This is a genomic window from Actinomadura montaniterrae, assembly GCF_008923365.1.
GTDB classification, from domain to species: domain Bacteria; phylum Actinomycetota; class Actinomycetes; order Streptosporangiales; family Streptosporangiaceae; genus Spirillospora; species Spirillospora montaniterrae.
The window spans coordinates 1-16420 of sequence record NZ_WBMR01000047.1 but is presented as its reverse complement, the minus strand read 5'-3'; the positions used below and the strand labels follow the sequence as shown (position 1 = coordinate 16420).

Sequence of the window (16420 nt, the reverse complement as noted above, 5' to 3'; positions counted from 1 at the left end):
GGCAAAGTTCTGAAAAGCGTTGGATAGCGGCTGGTCGTCCGAACAGATCCCGGGTGGGGACGGACGAGCGAAGGCGTGGATATGTCCGATGAACGGGTCATCGATCCGGAAGGCGCATACATCTGGGACGGGTGGGGGACCTGCCTGTCGTGGTGGGCGAACACCGAGCTGGGTGCGCGTGACGATCTGGCGGCAGCCCTGTTCGGCCTGGAAACGGTCAGGGTGGAGAGTTCCGGTCGCGCGATCGAGCTTCCCGGGCTGGGACTGAACATCGTGCGCTACAACCTCGGAGCCTGCACCTGGACGGACGGGTCGGCCATGGTCGAGTCGCCCGCCATCGTTAGGCGCAAGCAGATCGAGACGTACCACGACGGCGAAGAGTGGAACTGGCGTGCGGACGCGAACCAGCGGAACATGCTGGTGAAGGCCCGCGACGCCGGCGCCGACACCTTCGAGATGTTCGCGGTCTCACCGCCGTGGTGGATGACGGTCAACGGCAATCCGTCCGGCGCGGAGCAAGGTGAGCAGGACAACCTGGAATTCCAGTATCAGGATGCGTTCGCGCGCTTCATCGCGACGGTGGCCGGGCGTGCCCGCGACGAGTGGGGCATCCGCTTCTCATCGGTCGAGCCGTTCAACGAGCCGTCGCTGGACGGCTGGCACGCGCGGCAGAACCAGGAAGGGTGCCATTTCACGCTCGGGGCGCAGGAGGCTGTCATCGCGTGCCTGCGCCGCGCGCTGGACGAGCACGGCTTGGACGACGTCCTAATCGCCGCGTCCGACGAATGCCGTTACGCGGACGCGGTCGATACCTGGCAGAAGTTCACCGACGGCACCAGACGGCTCGTCGGCCGCGTCAACGTGCACGCGTACGAGCCCGACGAGAAAGGCGGCAGCCGCACAAGGCTCCGCGAAGCGGTCGGCGAAGAGCTTCCGATATGGCAGTCGGAGTACTCGGAAGGGCAGCCCGACGGAATGGCGATGGCGCTGAGCATCAGCCGCGACATCCGGTATCTCCAGCCGACTGGCTGGGTCTGCTGGCAGCCGGTGGAGGCGCTCGACTGGGGGCTGCTGGACGGCGAGTACGACGACCGGACCCCGAATCCGAACGGCGGAGCCCCCGGAACGCTGAAAGGGCAAGTGGGCGGCGTCAACACGAAGTATCACGTCCTCGCCCAATACACTCGCCATATCAGGCCGGGAATGCGAATCCTGAGGTCCGGGCACGCGAACACCGTTGCCGCCCACGACCCGTCCGCCCGGCGGCTGGCGTTGGTCACCGTGAACGACGGCCGGAAACGAACCGTCAACTACGACCTGAGGCCGCTGACCAGGGACAGGAACGCGGCCCGCATGTGGGTGACCGACGCGTCCGACGCCCCCGGCGCGCGCCGGTACACCCGTTGCGCCGACGCCGATTCCCGGGACGGCCTGCTCACGGTGGTCCACGAGGCGAACACGGTCACGACCATCGAGGTCGACGGCCTGTGAGCATCCCTTGCAAGAACACTTCATGACCTGCCTGTGGTTTTCGTCGTCTCTGGGGCGGGGGACGGTGCAAATGCATCGCTGCGTGAGGATGCTGCGCCGCGACGGCGCGCGACGCAGCATCCGGGGAGAACCGTGAGTCGGACACGTCGAGCGGCAATGTCGGGAACAGTCGCCGGAATGCTCGCCCTATTGGCGCTGTCTCCCGCCGTCGCCGCAGCCCGGATCGGCACGGCGCGGCAGCCCGGAACCGCCGGCAAGTCCAGGCCGCTACCGCCGAAGCTCCCGCGGAACTTTCACGGAAAAGGCAAATGGATCGTCCGGGACCTGGGTATCACGGTGCCGTTCACCTGGACGGGACGGAACGGCGACAGCCAGATGATCGCTGGAGGCCCCCGCTACCCGATCTGGTTCACCAACCTCATCTACCATGGCTCGCTCTACACGCTGACCTACAAATGGCCCGGCCTCGACGACCACCGCTGCTCCCGCATTCCCGGATTCACCCTGGACACCCTGAACCAGAAGCTCGGCACGGCACGCTTCGTCGGACGGGAGACGCTGCAGCGAAACCCACGACGCCACGTGAACCACTGGAGGGTCGGTGTCGTCGTGCCGCAACTGCCTCCCGGCAAGCACCTCCGCATTCCGCTCGCCCTCGGCGACGTCTACGTCGACCAGCGCGATCGGGGGACGTTCTGGCAGGTGCTCCAGTTCGGCGTCCAGAACCTTTTCGATCCGGAACTGGACGAATGGCTCGTGATGAACACCTTCAAGCACACCCCCGGAAAAGTCCGCCTTCCCCGCAGGTGCCCGCGGTAAGGGCGAAGCCGGCCGCGTGTGAGAGAGTGGTTCATGCCCTTGAGCGCGTATCACCTCAGGACTTCCATCGCCGTCTCCGACATTCAGAAGGCCGTCGAGTTCTACGAGGGAAAGCTGGGCCTGCAGGCTCTGGGGTCCGGCCCCAGTGCCGGAATCGTCGGCGGCAGCCGCGTCTATGCGTCCGGCGGCGGCCCGGCGCTGAACGTGTACCAGTCCGTCACCGCCGGAAAGACCGACGCGACGCTGGCGACGTGGTACGTCGACGACATCGACCGGATCGTTGACGAACTGGCCTCGTCCGGCGTCGAATTCGTCCGCTACGACCAGTTCGAACACGACGACCGGGGGATCACCCCGCGCGCCGGCGGCGGCCGCATCGCCTGGTTCCAGGACCCGGACGGCAACACCTTCGCCATCGAAGCCGACGCCTGACCCCCATCGCGGACGCTCATCGCGGCCGCTCAGCCCTGGCGCGTCGGACGGATGGTCAGGTCGCCGATCTCGACGTCCTCGGGCTGGTCGATGGCGAACGCGATCGCCCGCGCCACCGCCGCCGGGTCGATGCCGAGGTCGGCCATGTTCCGCCTGGCCTGCTCGCGCACGGCCGGATCGTCGACCGCGTTGTCGATGAGCTCTGTCCGGACGTAGCCGGGGGAGATCGATGTCGTCCGCAGCACCCCGTCCGTGCTCTCCTGCCGCAGGCCCTCCAGGAGGGTGCGCACCGCGTTCTTCGTCCCCGCGTACACCGCCTGCGTGGGGACGATCTTCAGCCCGGACGTCGAGACGACCGTGACGAGGTGACCGGTGCCCTGGCGGCGGAACACCGGCAGGGCTGCGGCGATCCCGTGCAGGATCCCCTTGACGTTCACGTCGACCATCGCCGACCAGCCGTCGACGTCCAGGTCGGCGACGGGGCCGATCCTGCTGACCCCGGCGTTGCCCACCAGGACGTCCAGCTTGCCGAAGCGCTCGACGGCGAGGGCGACGAGCGACCGGAGGTCGCCGGGTTCGGTGACGTCCACGCGCGTGGCTGCCGCCTCGCCGCCGGAGGCCTCGATCTCGCCGACGAGCCGGTCCAGCCGGTCGGTGCGGCGGGCGCCGAGGACGACGGCCGCGCCGAGCGAGGCCAGGTGGCGGGCCGTCGCCTCACCGATCCCGCTGCTGGCTCCGGTGATCGCGACGACCTTGCCTTGGATGGTCATGCAGAACCTCCGCCTAGAATAGGACACATGTCCGGTTACACCGACGAGCCTAGCGGACACATGTCCGGTTCTGTCAGAGGCGGCGGGACGCGGCGCGCGGACGCGCAGCGCAACCGCGAGCGGATCCTCCAGGCGGCGCGCGACCTCGTCCACGAGCCGGGAGAGTTGAAGCTCAACGCGGTCGCGAAGGCCTGCGGCATCGGACAGGGCACCCTGTACCGCCACTTCCCGACACGCGAGGACCTCCTCGCCGAGGTCTACCGCCACGAAGTGGAAGAACTGGTCGCCGAGGCCCCGCGCCTGCTGGCGGCCCTTCGGCCGCTGGACGCGCTCGCGGCGTGGTTCGACCGGGTGGCCGCCTACGCCCGCGTCAAGCGCGACGTGTTCGCCGCCATCGAGGCGGCGACGTGGCAGGACCTCGCCGCCCACAGCCTCGGCCCGATCGGCGAGGCGGTGGAACTGCTGCTGGCCGCCGGCCGCTCGTCCGGCAGCGTCCGCCCGGACGCCGAGGCCCGCGACGTCATCGTCCTCATCAGCTGGCTGTCGCGCCTGGACGACGCCGAACTCGACGCCCGAGGACCGCGACTCCTGTCGATCCTCATCAACGGCCTCCGCAGCCCAATCCAACGCGACACCTAGCCCGTCGCGGAACGCGAAATAGGCGAGACGGTAAGCGCGCTGATTCCTGCGTCGGATCACGGCTTCACGGATCGAGGAGCGTCACTGATGGTCAGTGTGAGTATGGAGACCGCGGAACAGACGGAACAACGGCTACGCAGTGTCATCGCCCAGGCGGAACTCGTCGTGCATGACGGCGTCTGGTGTTTTGAGGAGTCTCCGGCCGACCGTCCGCCGGCGCTCACTCCCGAGACGCTCGCGGTCGTCCGCGACCAGGAGAGCTGGAGCCGCCTGGTCCCGTTCCAGAAGGGCGACGGCATCGAACGCTTCGGAATCTTCTCTTTCCACTTCGCCGACCAGATGGACAACAGCGGTTTCGTCGGCTGGCTCGCCACCCACCTCAAGGCCGAACTGGGCACCGGCGTCTTCGTCGTCTGCGGCAGCAACCGCGCCCGCGGCGGCATCTATGACTACTGGGGCTGCCCCATAGATCTGCTCGACCAGGCCGTCACGGTAGTAGAGAAGCTACGAGCCCCCTGACTGCACCAAACCGAGTGCCCGGACGGCGCCTGGGAAGCCAAGTGATCAGCCGGAAGTGTTCAGGCCGAGCTGGACGCGTAACGCGGGAAGACGTCTTCCTTGCCCATCGGGACCTCTTGATGGGCAAGGCCTATCGGGTGCTGAGCAGGGTCGGTGACGCCGAGGACGTAGTGCAGGAAACGTGGCCGCGGTAGTCGAAAACTGCCGCGCCCGATACTCTCGGCGGCGATCCCGCCGAGAACGTCCTGCGCCATGAATTCGGTGTCGTTGGCGCTGCTGGTGGTGCTGGAAACGCTGTCGCCATTGGAGCGGACGGTGTTCGTCCGGCGGCGGCCACGCTTCAAGGCGGACCCGATCGCCCGGCTGGTCAACGCCAATGCGGGCCCCGCGATCGTCGTCACCGCCGGAGGCCGGTCCGTCATGTCACAGGACGGACCGGCGCTGCGTCCTTGACGGCATGAAACCCACCATCACCGTCATCGGCGGTGGCCTGGCAGGTCTGACCGCCGCCATCACCTGCGCCGAAAAGGGCGCGGGCGTGGTCTTGCACGAAGCCCATCAGAACCTCGGTGGCAGGGCCCGCTCCACTCCCGCCCCTTACATCGCCAACGACGGTATCCACGCCTTCTACAAGGACGGCACGGCCTGGCGCTGGCTTGTCGCGCAGGGACTCGCACATCCCGCCGTCCGGCTGAGCGCCGCCCAATTGGTGAGGATCCGCTTCCGCGACCGCGGCGGGCTCAAGCCACTCCCTCCCGCCGACCTGATCCGCATGCTCACCTTCGGCCGCCGTCGCCGCGCCCCGATCGACCGCTCCTTCCGCGACTGGGCGACCTCGCAATTCGGGTCGCGCGCCTACCATGCCGCAGCGGGGATGCTCGGTCCCGTCCTGTTCGAGGCCGACCCCGGCCGGCTCTCGGCCGCCTTCGCCTTCGAACGCCTGCTGAGGGCGGCCTCGTTCCGCCAGCCCATCACTCGCTACCCCGCCGGAGGCTGGGGCGCGCTGGTCGACCGTATGGCAGCCCGTGCCCGCCGCCTCGGCGTACGGATCGAAACCGGTTCACGAATCGATCAGATTCCCGGAACCGGCCCGGTGATCGTGGCGACCGGCCTCGACGCCGCCCGCGCTCTCCTGACCGACGAGACCCTGCGCTGGGAGTCGGGACGATGCGTCCTCCTGGACCTCGCCCTGCGCCGTTCTCGCAGAGACCAATGCGTCACCTTCGATCTCCAAGAAGGCGGTTTCGTCGAACGGTTCAGCGCACAGGACCCGAGCCTCGCTCCGCCCGGCCGAACGCTCCTGCAGGGGGCGATGCCATTGCGGGCCGGTGAATCCAAGGCCGCCGGCCTGACGCGTCTCGAAGCCCTCTACGACTTGTGCGCCCCGCTGTGGCGCCACCGCCTCACCTGGCGCCGCGACCAGATCGCTGCCAACCGCACCGGCGCCCTCGACCTGCCCGGCACGACCTGGCGAGACCGCCCGGCGATCGACCGCGGCGACCACATCTACCTGGCCGGCGACGCTGTCGCCGCACCCGGCCTCCTGGCTGAAGTCTCCATCAACAGCGCCCTCGCCGCCGCCCGCTTGGCCACCAACTCGCTCCCGGGACGACGAGCGTGAAAGTCCATTTAAAATCGTCCCGATAACTGCGCCACCGCCCCACGCCCGAGTTCTGCATCGGTACGGCCGCCATCAACAAAAACGCCCCGGCGGCTCCGAGAATATCTTCGGCCGAGGGCGAACCACCGACCGAGGTCGGACGGCGCCCGCCATGCACCTGTAGTGCGGGCTCACGAAGCGGCCCGCCGACCTCGCTGGCTCAACCGCCGAACATGCCGCTCATGCTGCCCGGCATTCCGCCGCTGGGCGCGGTCGATGACGAGCGTCCGCGGGTCGGCCGCCAGCTCGTACAGTTCAACCTCGAACGGGTCGGCGTCGTATTCGATGAGACGGGCCAAGGCGTCCCGGTCCTGCTCTGCGGTCACTCGCCGACGCACCTGCTCCCGCCAGACCTTCCCACTCGCCTCCGCCTCGTCCATGCCTCCGAAGGTAGCCAAGGGAGCGCAGCACCGAAACCCGAATGATCTGAGAACAAGGCGACGGCGTCCAATGCTCATCTGAGAACCGGGGTTCGGATCAGGCTTCGAGCCCGGTCAGCAAGCGCGCCACGTCGAGCCCGGTGTTCAGGTAGTCCACGAACAAGGAATTGTTCAGCGCCCACTTTGATCGGCGGTAACGGACCAGAAAGATCGCGTCATCGGTGCTGTAACCCGAAAGCGTGAGGGCATGGGCAATGACGAGACCGGACCGGTTGTAGCCGGAATGACAGCGGACCAGCACACGCCTGCCCTGCTCAACCGCCTCCACCGCCGACTCGGCAGCGCGACAGATCGCCGCGATCTGCTCAGCGGTCAGCGGCCCATCGGGAACGTCCACACACTGGTGGGCGACGCCGCCGCTTGGACCATGCCCCTCTCGCGTGTACAAGCTGATCACTAGATCGAACTCGTCACGCACGATGGCCGGCGCCCGATTCCCCATCGAATTCCGGTAGTAGTGGCCGCCCATCCACAGCAACGGGACGATCTCATTCCAGGGCGCCTCCGCATCGGGCGCTCCTCGACCCTTGGTCCGCATGGCCTCGCTCCCGCCGGCGCCGCCCGGACCCTAGCCCCGGGCAAGATCAACCAAACACGCCCTCACGCTACAACCAGAACGGCCCGTCCGGTATAGCGGAAGACGACAGGCCCCCTTCGTGCTCACGAGCTGGGAAGGCGCTGGTACCGGTAGACGCCGTAGGCCCTGTGGCCGTTGATGTGGCTGTGCGAGTGCAGGCACAACTCCATGCCATGCGGCGCGATGACGCCGAGATATTCGACCAACCCTTCCCGGGACGTCGCGTCGAACGACAGAACGTTGTCCTCCACCGAGTACGGACCGCGGGACGCATAGGGATGTTCGGGGAGCAGCCAAGCGGCCACCGACACGACGGTTTCCTCCAACGGCAGATCATGCTCGACCGAGGCGGCCATGCCCTCGCCTGTGGGGAAGAAGCGCAGGAACGAGGTGTACGCCTGGCCTTGCTCGGCGTACAGGCCATCGAAGCGGAGCCGCACGTGGATTCCTCCGGGGATCGGGACATCTTCCAGCACGCACGGATCTGACGCTCGTACGCGACCATCCGCCCCCACCCGCCTGATCTTCCTGTCTACTCAGGTCGTACCTTCACCGGAGCCCGAGACCGCAGCCTCGACGACGAGAACACCGAAGCCCGCCCAACCAAACGGGCCGTGCCCGCAGCCCGGCTCACCGTGGGCACGCGCCCTCCACCTCCGGCGTTGCCGTCCCCCCGTCGGCCACCTTCGGCCATATGAGGCATCAAAAGCCAAGCCGCCCGAAGATGGGGCGTGATCTCTCTTCCCGTCGTGAGGTGCAGATTGCTGTCCAGGTCGAATGCCGTAACCGCCCAGATCGCCTTAATGGTTATCAGCTGTGCTGTGGCGGTCTTCGTGATCTCTGGAGGAAGTTGGTCCGTTGCCCTGCAGGGAATCGCCTTCTTCCTAGGTGCCGGCGGAATGATGGTGATGTTCTACAGGTGGCGACGCCAGGGTGATCGGCGTGCCGCAGCGTTGGTCGTACCCGCCTTTGCCACGTGGGCCCTGGCGGTCGCCCTTGCCTCGGCTACCGGCGTCGAGCCCGGAACCCCTGCCTTCTGGATCGCTGGCGTGGCTCTCCTCATCGGCGTCGGCGGCGGAGCGGTAACGCTGGCGCGCATGCACCGGGAGCGCCGTAACGAAAGCGAATCTTCGTCCCCCGAACAGGGCTAACCGCCGCTGCACGATTCTCCGGCCCCATCTCACGACCAGCGCAACCACCCGACATCCGGCCTCAAGCCATACATGACACCTCATCCTTACCAGTCGACGCCCCTCATCGGTCGCCATCGGAGGACACCGCCAGGGAACGTCCTCTTCTGCTGATGAGCGCGTGCGTTTGTCGCGGTACTGATCGAGGGTTAGCTTGCGTGGATGGTGTGGAAGAGGCCGACCTATCGGCTCGTGGATGGAGAGCGGGTCGGCGGGGTGTGGTGCCATGTCTGGGTCAAGGGCCATTCCGGCTACTACGTGGACGATCTGTTCGTCTACGCTGACGGTTTGCTCAGCTGCGGGGAGGCGTTCGACCTGCATGGATTGCGGCAGAGGCTCGGGTCCGGAAAGATCGCTCTTCGTGATCCTGAGCGGCCGGTGCCTGAGCGGCCTGCACCGACGCCGCGGTGGTCGGCCCGGTATCCAGAGCCGTTGACGAACCAGGGTTTCCTGGGCGAGGTCGCTGACGAGATCGAAGCGTTGAACGGTCGGCCGACCACCTCGGACCGGTGTTGGGAGGCGATCAGGCGGTACCAGTCCGATCCCGCCGAGGACAATCGCCTGCGCATCCGCGAGGCGTACTTGGCGATTCCGGCGCACCGGCGGGTGTTCGTGCTGGGCGACATGGACCGGCAGGACATCCCGCTGCGGCAGTTGGTCACCGATATCGGGGAACCGGTTGGCGGAGACGGGCCGGTTGCCACCGAGCAGATGCATTCCGAGGTTCTGGAGTACTTCAACGCCGGTGCTCAAGGCGCGCAGCGTGAGCGTGAGCGCCGGGACGTCCTGTATGCCGACGATCCAGTGCAGGCCTGTGCGGCGGCGATCACTTTGCATGAGCGACTCAATCCGCCCGTCGAGCCGCCGGAACATTTGGATCTGGGGGTACTCCGCAACGAGTTTCCGGCTCCGTTCACCTATGCCGGCCAGACCTACCCCACGATCATCCATGGGTATTGGGCGAGCGCCGTCGCTGCCCGTTCGGATCACGACCGCATCCGGGACGCGGCCACGGTCCGCGAGGCCCACGAGGCCGGCGGTCGGTGCACGTTGCGGCCGGACTGGGCTACGGCCCGGACTGCTGCGATGGCTGATCTGCTGCGCGCTAAGTTCACCCAGCACCCAGAAAGGGCTGAGATCTTGCTGTCCACCGCAGACGCACGGATCAGCTACACCGGCGTCTCCGAGTCACCATTCTGGACCGATCGTGGTCCCCACGAAGGACGCAACTGGGTCGGTCGACTGCTCGAACTGGTCCGGGCTGAACTCCTCCAGCCACGCGAATAGCCACCATAAGCGGGAACGGATCTCCTTGTGCCCTTAGAAGAGCAATCCCGTGTCGCAGGCTATTGCGCGATCATGCTGGGCTCAGAGCAGTAAGCGTGTCTTGCCGTCATGCCGCTGTTCTTGCGGCTGATTTGCATTCGCGCGATTGTATGAATTGGAAGCTTGCTTGAACGCACCAAGGTGCTTCGATTGTTGTGTATGAGCCGGTGGTGCTATTACGGCACAACACTCACGACGAAGCCTCGGTCGAGCGTGGCAAGACGGCGCTGTCCTACTCGACGCCACCAGACGGCTCCTACAAGCCTATATGTGCCTGCGGGTACCGCCAACGGGAGCTGAAGATGACGACGGTAGACCGCCGTATCGGGCGCGAGCTGCACCTCGCGATCTCTAAGCGCATCGAAGTACTCATCACCGTTCCTGCCAAGCAGGCTCGCACCCAGGGTGACGGGAAGTGTCCGCTCAGACAGCAGTCGAACCCGGTAGCTCAATTGCATGGTCTGGCCGGGACTCAGAACTTCTGGGTTGAACTCTAGGCCAAGGAAGTCAACGGCGACGGGGCTGTCGCCGGAGCCAGGGACAGAATCAGGATTGTCGGAACTGGCGAAGGATTCGACCGTACCCAATGCATCCACAAGCCGGTCGAGCCAGGCGGGGCCGGTGGCATCCAGCCATTGCCACTTGGCCAGGCGTGCGGGAACCGGTGTATCGTCAAGTCGTAACGGTATCAGAAAGATCACGCCCTCCGGGCGTTCGTCCGCGGCATCTAATACCAGACGCAATTCGCGTTGAATGAAGCCGACTTTGTTTACAGAATGTCGAGAGATTACTGCGATGACGGCGTCGGATCTCTTCACTGCCGCACGGATCTCATACTCCCAGTCTTGACCGGGAAGGAGATTTCGTTCGTCGAACCATACGTCGTAGCCGGCACCGGTGAGCAGTTCGTAAAGGTTACGAGTCGCTTGCTTGTCCTGTGAGGCATGACAGAGGAACACGCGTATACGTGGCTGTCGCTCGGCGACAGGCGCATTAGTCAACTCCGCTGCGGAGATCCGATGCCGGCGCTCCGTCCTTCCGGGGCCTTGATTGGAACTAGCCTCAATGCTTCTTCTGTTTCCTAGGGCATCGCCCACGAGGCTACGGGCAAACACCACCTGTTCGGTGCTCTGGTCCACCGATTCGACGCGCCAGCCGGCAGACCGCCACGCTTGCGCCTGGACCTTGGAATCATTCGCCCACCAAGCCCTGTGTGTCCACGCCGACTGCGGGAGCGATCCCACGAGAGCCTCGATCTCGCCGAAGCCCATTATCACGGAAATCTCATCGTCACGGCGCGCGATAAGGTGGTCTCGTAGAGCGTCATATTTGGCCACTAGATGCTCCTCGGGTGGGCGAGCGGCTCAAGTGGACGCTAACCATGGATTGGGCGTCACGCTAGCCCCATGCCGGGACATCAGCGCAGGCGACCTGCGAGGCGCTCACTGACGGGGCGTTCCGTCAGGGTGGGCTGCTGCACCGCGTGGGTAAGGGACCAGGACTTGGCTGTTGACGGGACTCGTACCATCCGCTCATGCCGCGTGTGGTCGGTCCGGTCTTGCGCCTGATGCGGGCGCGGTGCCGCAGGTTTGACTTCCTTTAATGACCTTCTGGGCGCGGTGCCCGGCTTCCTGTGGCCGGAGACCGCCCGGGCCTGTGGCGCATTGTCCGGATGGGTCTCTGCCTCGGCGGCTGCCGAGCAGTTGCCGTTCCAGCGCGTCGCCGACCCAGCGTTCGAATTCGTCGGCCGTCCAGCCCGAGTCGTTGACGAGCTCGCGATAGACGCCGGGGGCGGCCAGTGCGCGGTAGACAGCCTGTGCCTCGCGGACCGACACGTTCAGATGATCCGCCAGGGACGCGATCATCGCGTCCGTCACCTCGTTGCGGCCCGCCAGCTTCGAGCGCAGCAACGCCCGCGTCTCGGGGCTCTAGTCCGTCGCCGCATCGAAGATCAGAACCATGTTGGACCCCGCCTTGTACAGCTCCCGGAGCCAGTTGGCGGCGCCGCGCAGCCGGCGGAACGGATCGCGCCGAGTGCCAGACCTGCGCGGGTAGCGGGGTCGAGAGCGCCACGCTGGAAGTCGCGCAGACGCTCCAACGGGTCGGGGGAGCGCTGCGGTTTGTCCGCCCCAAGACCGACGACTCTGAGCGAACCATCCCGCTGCCTCCCGTCTGCATCACCGCTCTGTGCGAGCACAAGGTGAGGCAGACGGCCGAACGCTCGGACGCTTGGGACGACTGGGAGGACTACGGCCTCGTCTTCCCGTCCCGACGCGGCACGCCCATGGAGCCGGACAACCTTCGCCGCTCCTGGGGCCGCGTCCGCGCGGCCGCCGGCCTGGAGGGCATGCGCTTCCACGACATGCGCCACACCTGCGTCTCGCTGCTGCTCCACCTGGGCATCGCACCCAACGTCGTCCGCGACATCGTCGGGCACAGCGACATCGAGGTGACCATGACGATCTACGCGCACACGTCCCTCGACGACAAGCGGGCAGCGCTCCGGAAGCTGGGGGATGCCCTCGGCTGACGTCCGCTCGCTGCTCAAAGAGGCCCAGACCACCGTCTGGGCCTCTTTGCATGAGGGAAGCTCCGTAGGGTGACCCCGTGCGGTACCTGACGAACACCTACGCTGCCGGTGCTCTTCGGCGAGGTCGGGAGATAGAGCAACTCATTAGCGCCTTCGAGGACGAGGGGCGACGGGGCCTCCGGTGGTGCTCCATCTCGCCGGTGAAGCGCTTCCGGGGGTTCGTCGTGCGGCTCTACATCGTCGAAGAGTGCGAGTGGCTCCCGGTCGATGAGTTCCCCGCCTTCTACGCTGCGGATGAGGATCAGGACGGTGCTAGGACCGTGGGTGAGACCGAGTCGTCAGAAGCCGCCATCGAGCTGGCCGAGCGGGAGCTGGGCGCCGACCGCGGGCGGTGGGTGAATCAGGGAGTCCTGTTCGATGAGTACCGGGACTTCATCGAGAGCGGTCGGCCGCTGGGGCGATGGAAGCCGTCATGAGCGGACGTTGCCGTCAGGGTTGCCGTCAAAAGGCCCGGAACCGAGACTGGTTCCGGGCCTTTGTGCTGCTCAGAGAGGTGGGCAGGGGCGGGGTCGAACCGCCGACCTTCCGCTTTTCAGGCGGACGCTCGTACCGACTGAGCTACCTGCCCAGGACGCGCGTCGGCGCGTCTGGCGGTCCTGACGGGATTTGAACCCGCGGCCTCCACCTTGACAGGGTGGCGAGCACTCCTAACTGCTCCACAGGACCTTGCTTGCCTCGAGCTTAGCGGCTTCGGGGCGGTGGCCTGACCGGCGGGCTGCCGGTCTTTGGCGACGTCCGAGAGCATACGCGACTCCCGAGGGCGGCGCCAACTCGTTAACCGCGGGCGGGATGGGGGAGGACGGGGGACACGGAGCGTCATCGGGCGGATGCGGGGGTGAGTTTCCGCATTCGGGGGGACGGTTCCTAGTCTGGCCGGGCCAGAGCCGTCCCAGGAGGGGCGGCCGTAGACGTGAGAGGCTGGAAAGAACGCGTGGTCGCAAAGCTCCCAGACCAAGCGGACGGCTATCAGCGCGGGCTCGGAACCCGCCAGATCCAGATGCTGGCCATCGGCGGCACCATCGGTACGGGGCTGTTCCTCGGCGCCGGGGAGAACATCGCCAAGGCCGGCCCGAGTCTCGTGCTGACGTACGCCGTCGCGGGTTTGATGCTGTTCTTCGTCATGAGGGCGCTCGGTGAGCTGCTCACCTACCGGCACGCGGAGGGGGGTTTCGCCGGATACGCCCGAGAGTTCCTGGGCCCGTTCTGGGGGTACGCCACGACGTGGACGTACTGGATCATCTGGGTGACGACCGGGATGGCCGAGTTGACGGCCGCCGGGAAGTACGTCCAGAAGTGGTTCCCGGGCGTCGAGCAGTGGCAGACGGCGCTGGTGGCGCTGGTGGTGCTGTTCGTGGTCAACCTGATCTCGGTGAAGCTCTTCGGCGAGCTGGAGTTCTGGTTCGCGATGATCAAGGTCGCGGCGATCGTGATGATGATCCTGGTGGGGATCGGGGTGCTGGTCTTCGGGTTCAGCGACGCCGGGAAGACGGCGGGCGTGTCGAACCTCTGGGATCAGGGCGGGTTCTTCCCCGAGGGGATCAGCCCGACGCTGATGACGCTGCAGATGGTGATGTTCGCGTATCTGGGCGTCGAGCTGGTGGGGGTGACCGCGAGCGAGGCGAAGGACCCGGAGAAGAACATCCCGCGGGCGATCAACGCGCTGCCGGTGCGGTTCGCGCTGTTCTACCTGGTGTCGCTGCTGGTGATCATGGCGGTGGTGCCGTGGACGGCGTTCAAGGGCGGGGCGAGCCCGTTCGTGCTGGCGTTCGACAGGATCGGCATTCCGGGCGGCGGGGACATCGTCAACTTCGTGGTGCTGACGGCGGCGCTGTCGTCGTGCAACGCGGGCGGGCTGTACTCGACGTCGCGGATGCTGCGGACGGCCGGTGTCAACGGGGACGGGCCGCAGGCGCTCGGGCGGTTGAACGGGCGCGGCGTGCCGGTGCTCACCGTCGTCATCTCGGCGCTCGTCATGGGCGTCGGCGTGGTGATCAACGCGGTCGTGCCGGACAAGGCGTTCGAGTACATCACGTCGGTGTCGACGGGTGGCGCGATCCTGGTGTGGAGCGTCATCCTGGTGGCGCACATGGCGTACCGGCGCAAGGCGGCGGCGGGGCTGCTGCCCAAGGCGCCGTACCGGATGCCGTGGGCGCCGTACACGAACTGGCTGGTGCTGGCCTTCTTCGCGTTCGTCACGGTGACGATCGCGTGGGAGGCGGACACGCGGGTCGCGCTGTACGTGATGGCGGGGTGGCTCGTGCTGGTCCTCGCGGGCTGGCCGCTGGTGTGGCGGAGCTCGCAGCGGGAGGCGCCGGCGGACGCCGCGATCGCCGAGGAGAGCACCACCGCCTAGTGCGATGATTTCCGTGGGACCTCGGGGACGGAGGCGCACAGGTGTCCAGGGCGATGGCGCGCGGACTTCTCCCCGGGGTGCCCCGGACGATGCTCGAGGTGCGGGTCCGGTGGGTGCTCGCGGTCGTGGTGGTGGTCGCGAACATCGTCGGCGGCCTGGTGGTGCTGCTGTTCGCGACGTTCGTGGTGCCGGACCCGCCGCTGCGGGATCCGGAGCACGTGCACCTGGTGAACGCGGTGGCGTTCTTCGGCTATCCGGTGGTGGCGGGGCCGATCGCGCTCGTCGCGGGGCTGTGGTTGTGGCGTCCGGTGGTGAGCCTGGTGCGGGGCGGCGGGATGCCGGACCGGGTGCAGGGACGCGCGGTCCTGTTAGGGCCGTTGCGGCTGACGGTCCTGGTCGGCGCGCTGTGGGGGGTCGGCGCGGCGGGCTGGGCGGGGCTGGACGTGGTGCTGTTCACGGGCCGGCTCGCGGTGAAGACGGGCCTGACGTGCCTGCTCGGCGCGGCGACGACCTGCACGATCGTGTACCTGCTGTCGGAGCGGCTGCTGCGTCCGGCGGCGGCGCTGGTGCTGGCGGCGGAGCGGCCGCGCAGGTTCCGGCTGCCGGGCGTGACGACGCGGGTGATGCTCGCGTGGGCGCTCGGCACGGCGATCCCGGTGTTCGGCCTGATCTGCGTGGCGGTGGCGGCGCTCGCGGCGCCGGACATCGACGTCACCCAGCTCGCGATCACGATCCTGGGGCTGGGCGGCGCGGCGCTGGCCGTCGGGGTGTACGTGACGTACATGGCGACGCGCGCCATCGCGGACCCGATCAAGTCCGTCCGGACGGGGATGGCGCAGGTGGAGCGGGGCGACCTCGGCGCCGAGGTGGCGGTGTACGACGCGAGCGAGGTCGGGCAGCTGCAGGCGGGCTTCAACCACATGGTGGCGGGGCTGCGGGAGAACGCGCGGCTGCGGGACCTGTTCGGCCGGCACGTCGGCGAGGAGGTCGCGGGGCTGGCCCTGGAGCGCGGCGACATCGAGCTGGGCGGCGAGACGCGCGAGGTGGCGGTGCTGTTCGTCGACCTGACGGGGTCGACGCGGCTGGCGGACACGCGGGGCCCGGACGAGGTGGTCGGGCTGCTGAACCGGTTCTTCGGCGTGGTGGTGGCGGTGGTGGCGCGGCACGGCGGGTGGATCAACAAGTTCGAGGGGGACGCGGCGCTGGCGATCTTCGGGGCGCCGACGGAGCTGGAGGACTCGGCGGGCGGGGCGCTCGGCGCGGCGCGGGAGCTGGCGGTGCGGCTGCGCGCGGAGGTGCCGGTGCTGGACGCGGGGATCGGCGTGTCGGCGGGCCCGGTGGTGGCCGGCTACATCGGCGCGGAGCAGCGGTTCGAGTACACGGTGATCGGCGATCCGGTGAACGAGGCGGCGCGGCTGAGCGACCTCGCGAAGGCCTCGCCGGGACGGGTGCTGGCGTCCGGGACGGTGCTGGAGCTGGCGCATCTCGCGGAGGCGGACGAGTGGGAGTTCGGCAGGTCGGTGACGCTGCGGGGGCGGAGCCGGCCGACCCGGCTGGGCGCGCCGAGGCCGCCGCGGGCGCCGGTGGTGCCGGGTCCGGCGCCGGCGCCGGACG

20 protein-coding genes and 2 tRNA genes are annotated in these 16420 nt (G+C 67.5%); 14 read left to right on the top strand and 8 right to left on the bottom strand.

Annotated features, from left to right (window positions below; all coding sequences use genetic code 11):
* Positions 1 to 81 precede the first annotated feature (81 nt).
* The 3 genes from F9B16_RS18310 (at position 82) to F9B16_RS18300 (ending at position 2742) form a co-directional block, all read left to right on the top strand.
* Positions 82 to 1491, top strand: a complete 1410-nt coding sequence (locus F9B16_RS18310) for a glycoside hydrolase (protein WP_151541298.1) — start codon at positions 82 to 84, stop codon at positions 1489 to 1491.
* A gap of 177 nt (positions 1492 to 1668) precedes the next feature.
* The gene (locus tag F9B16_RS18305; RefSeq protein ID WP_151541297.1) at positions 1669 to 2310 is read left to right on the top strand and encodes a hypothetical protein; all 642 of its coding nucleotides are present in this window, start codon (positions 1669 to 1671) and stop codon (positions 2308 to 2310) included.
* Positions 2311 to 2343: 33 nt separating this feature from the next.
* Entirely contained in the window at positions 2344 to 2742 is a 399-nt protein-coding gene (locus F9B16_RS18300) for a VOC family protein (RefSeq protein WP_151541296.1), read from the top strand.
* Positions 2743 to 2771: 29 nt separating this feature from the next.
* Here F9B16_RS18300 and F9B16_RS18295 read toward each other — a convergent pair whose 3' ends face one another.
* Positions 2772 to 3512 (bottom strand): SDR family oxidoreductase, encoded by a 741-nt coding sequence (locus F9B16_RS18295; RefSeq protein WP_151541295.1) that lies wholly within the window; start codon positions 3510 to 3512, stop codon positions 2772 to 2774.
* 27 nt (positions 3513 to 3539) lie between these two features.
* Between F9B16_RS18295 and F9B16_RS18290 the strand changes: the two genes are divergently transcribed.
* From F9B16_RS18290 to F9B16_RS18270, 5 genes are all read left to right on the top strand, one after another.
* The gene (locus F9B16_RS18290) at positions 3540 to 4151 is read left to right on the top strand and encodes a TetR/AcrR family transcriptional regulator (protein ID WP_225991732.1); all 612 of its coding nucleotides are present in this window, start codon (positions 3540 to 3542) and stop codon (positions 4149 to 4151) included.
* A gap of 87 nt (positions 4152 to 4238) precedes the next feature.
* Entirely contained in the window at positions 4239 to 4670 is a 432-nt protein-coding gene (locus F9B16_RS18285) for a DUF6196 family protein (RefSeq protein ID WP_192808849.1), read from the top strand.
* Positions 4671 to 4789: 119 nt separating this feature from the next.
* The gene (locus F9B16_RS53625; protein ID WP_151541332.1) at positions 4790 to 4864 is read left to right on the top strand and encodes a sigma factor; all 75 of its coding nucleotides are present in this window, start codon (positions 4790 to 4792) and stop codon (positions 4862 to 4864) included.
* Between the two features lie 73 nt (positions 4865 to 4937).
* Positions 4938 to 5123 (top strand): hypothetical protein, encoded by a 186-nt coding sequence (locus F9B16_RS18275; RefSeq protein ID WP_151541293.1) that lies wholly within the window; start codon positions 4938 to 4940, stop codon positions 5121 to 5123.
* Positions 5124 to 5127: 4 nt separating this feature from the next.
* Positions 5128 to 6291: an FAD-dependent oxidoreductase gene (locus F9B16_RS18270; protein WP_151541292.1), complete on the top strand. Its 1164-nt coding sequence runs from the start codon at positions 5128 to 5130 to the stop codon at positions 6289 to 6291.
* Positions 6292 to 6461: 170 nt separating this feature from the next.
* Here F9B16_RS18270 and F9B16_RS18265 read toward each other — a convergent pair whose 3' ends face one another.
* The 3 genes from F9B16_RS18265 to F9B16_RS18255 all read right to left on the bottom strand — a co-directional run bounded on the left by F9B16_RS18265 (position 6462) and on the right by F9B16_RS18255 (position 7823).
* On the bottom strand, positions 6462 to 6710 hold the full coding sequence (locus tag F9B16_RS18265) for a hypothetical protein (RefSeq protein WP_151541291.1): 249 nt from the start codon (positions 6708 to 6710) through the stop codon (positions 6462 to 6464).
* A gap of 97 nt (positions 6711 to 6807) precedes the next feature.
* Entirely contained in the window at positions 6808 to 7308 is a 501-nt protein-coding gene (locus F9B16_RS18260; RefSeq protein ID WP_151541290.1) for a protein-tyrosine phosphatase family protein, read from the bottom strand.
* 122 nt (positions 7309 to 7430) lie between these two features.
* The gene (locus F9B16_RS18255) at positions 7431 to 7823 is read right to left on the bottom strand and encodes a hypothetical protein (protein ID WP_151541289.1); all 393 of its coding nucleotides are present in this window, start codon (positions 7821 to 7823) and stop codon (positions 7431 to 7433) included.
* A gap of 345 nt (positions 7824 to 8168) precedes the next feature.
* Here F9B16_RS18255 and F9B16_RS18250 point away from each other — a divergent pair, with 345 nt between their 5' ends.
* Together F9B16_RS18250 and F9B16_RS18245 are read left to right on the top strand one after the other, a co-directional pair.
* Entirely contained in the window at positions 8169 to 8498 is a 330-nt protein-coding gene (locus tag F9B16_RS18250; protein ID WP_151541288.1) for a hypothetical protein, read from the top strand.
* 201 nt (positions 8499 to 8699) lie between these two features.
* Positions 8700 to 9824, top strand: a complete 1125-nt coding sequence (locus F9B16_RS18245; protein ID WP_151541287.1) for an NADAR family protein — start codon at positions 8700 to 8702, stop codon at positions 9822 to 9824.
* Between the two features lie 215 nt (positions 9825 to 10039).
* Here the strand turns inward: F9B16_RS18245 and F9B16_RS18240 are convergent, their stop codons facing one another.
* Entirely contained in the window at positions 10040 to 11200 is a 1161-nt protein-coding gene (locus F9B16_RS18240) for a toll/interleukin-1 receptor domain-containing protein (protein ID WP_151541286.1), read from the bottom strand.
* Between the two features lie 195 nt (positions 11201 to 11395).
* Positions 11396 to 11773 (bottom strand): hypothetical protein, encoded by a 378-nt coding sequence (locus F9B16_RS50930; RefSeq protein ID WP_192808852.1) that lies wholly within the window; start codon positions 11771 to 11773, stop codon positions 11396 to 11398.
* Here F9B16_RS50930 and F9B16_RS18235 point away from each other — a divergent pair.
* Positions 11662 to 12393, top strand: coding sequence for a tyrosine-type recombinase/integrase (locus tag F9B16_RS18235; protein WP_151541285.1), 732 nt, complete (start codon positions 11662 to 11664; stop codon positions 12391 to 12393). The two genes, F9B16_RS50930 and F9B16_RS18235, sit on opposite strands and share 112 nt — an antisense overlap.
* 77 nt (positions 12394 to 12470) lie before the next feature.
* Positions 12471 to 12869 carry a hypothetical protein gene (locus F9B16_RS18230; protein ID WP_151541284.1) on the top strand — a complete coding sequence of 133 codons (399 nt, stop codon included), beginning with the start codon at positions 12471 to 12473 and terminating at the stop codon, positions 12867 to 12869.
* A 78-nt stretch (positions 12870 to 12947) separates the two neighbouring features.
* Here F9B16_RS18230 and F9B16_RS18225 read toward each other — a convergent pair.
* Positions 12948 to 13021 (bottom strand) — tRNA-Phe (locus F9B16_RS18225).
* A 20-nt stretch (positions 13022 to 13041) separates the two neighbouring features.
* Positions 13042 to 13119 (bottom strand) — tRNA-Asp (locus F9B16_RS18220).
* Between the two features lie 265 nt (positions 13120 to 13384).
* Here F9B16_RS18220 and F9B16_RS18215 point away from each other — a divergent pair.
* Positions 13385 to 14806, top strand: a complete 1422-nt coding sequence (locus F9B16_RS18215; RefSeq protein ID WP_225991729.1) for an amino acid permease — start codon at positions 13385 to 13387, stop codon at positions 14804 to 14806.
* Between the two features lie 53 nt (positions 14807 to 14859).
* Positions 14860 to 16420: adenylate/guanylate cyclase domain-containing protein (locus tag F9B16_RS18210; protein WP_151541283.1), on the top strand; the 1561-nt coding region annotated here is incomplete at its 3' end.

What these genes read in the sequence shown, in the direction of transcription:
- F9B16_RS18300 (WP_151541296.1), top strand. Translation starts at nt 2,344, where the DNA reads ATGCCCTTGAGCGCGTATCACCTCAGGACTTCCATCGCCGTCTCCGAC.
- F9B16_RS18245 (WP_151541287.1), top strand. Translation starts at nt 8,700, where the DNA reads ATGGTGTGGAAGAGGCCGACCTATCGGCTCGTGGATGGAGAGCGGGTC.
- F9B16_RS18305 (WP_151541297.1), top strand. Translation starts at nt 1,669, where the DNA reads ATGCTCGCCCTATTGGCGCTGTCTCCCGCCGTCGCCGCAGCCCGGATC.
- F9B16_RS18270 (WP_151541292.1), top strand. Translation starts at nt 5,128, where the DNA reads ATGAAACCCACCATCACCGTCATCGGCGGTGGCCTGGCAGGTCTGACC.
- F9B16_RS18285 (WP_192808849.1), top strand. Translation starts at nt 4,239, where the DNA reads ATGGTCAGTGTGAGTATGGAGACCGCGGAACAGACGGAACAACGGCTA.
- F9B16_RS18290 (WP_225991732.1), top strand. Translation starts at nt 3,540, where the DNA reads ATGTCCGGTTACACCGACGAGCCTAGCGGACACATGTCCGGTTCTGTC.
- F9B16_RS18265 (WP_151541291.1), bottom strand. Translation starts at nt 6,710, where the DNA reads ATGGACGAGGCGGAGGCGAGTGGGAAGGTCTGGCGGGAGCAGGTGCGT.
- F9B16_RS18295 (WP_151541295.1), bottom strand. Translation starts at nt 3,512, where the DNA reads ATGACCATCCAAGGCAAGGTCGTCGCGATCACCGGAGCCAGCAGCGGG.
- F9B16_RS18260 (WP_151541290.1), bottom strand. Translation starts at nt 7,308, where the DNA reads ATGCGGACCAAGGGTCGAGGAGCGCCCGATGCGGAGGCGCCCTGGAAT.
- F9B16_RS18310 (WP_151541298.1), top strand. Translation starts at nt 82, where the DNA reads ATGTCCGATGAACGGGTCATCGATCCGGAAGGCGCATACATCTGGGAC.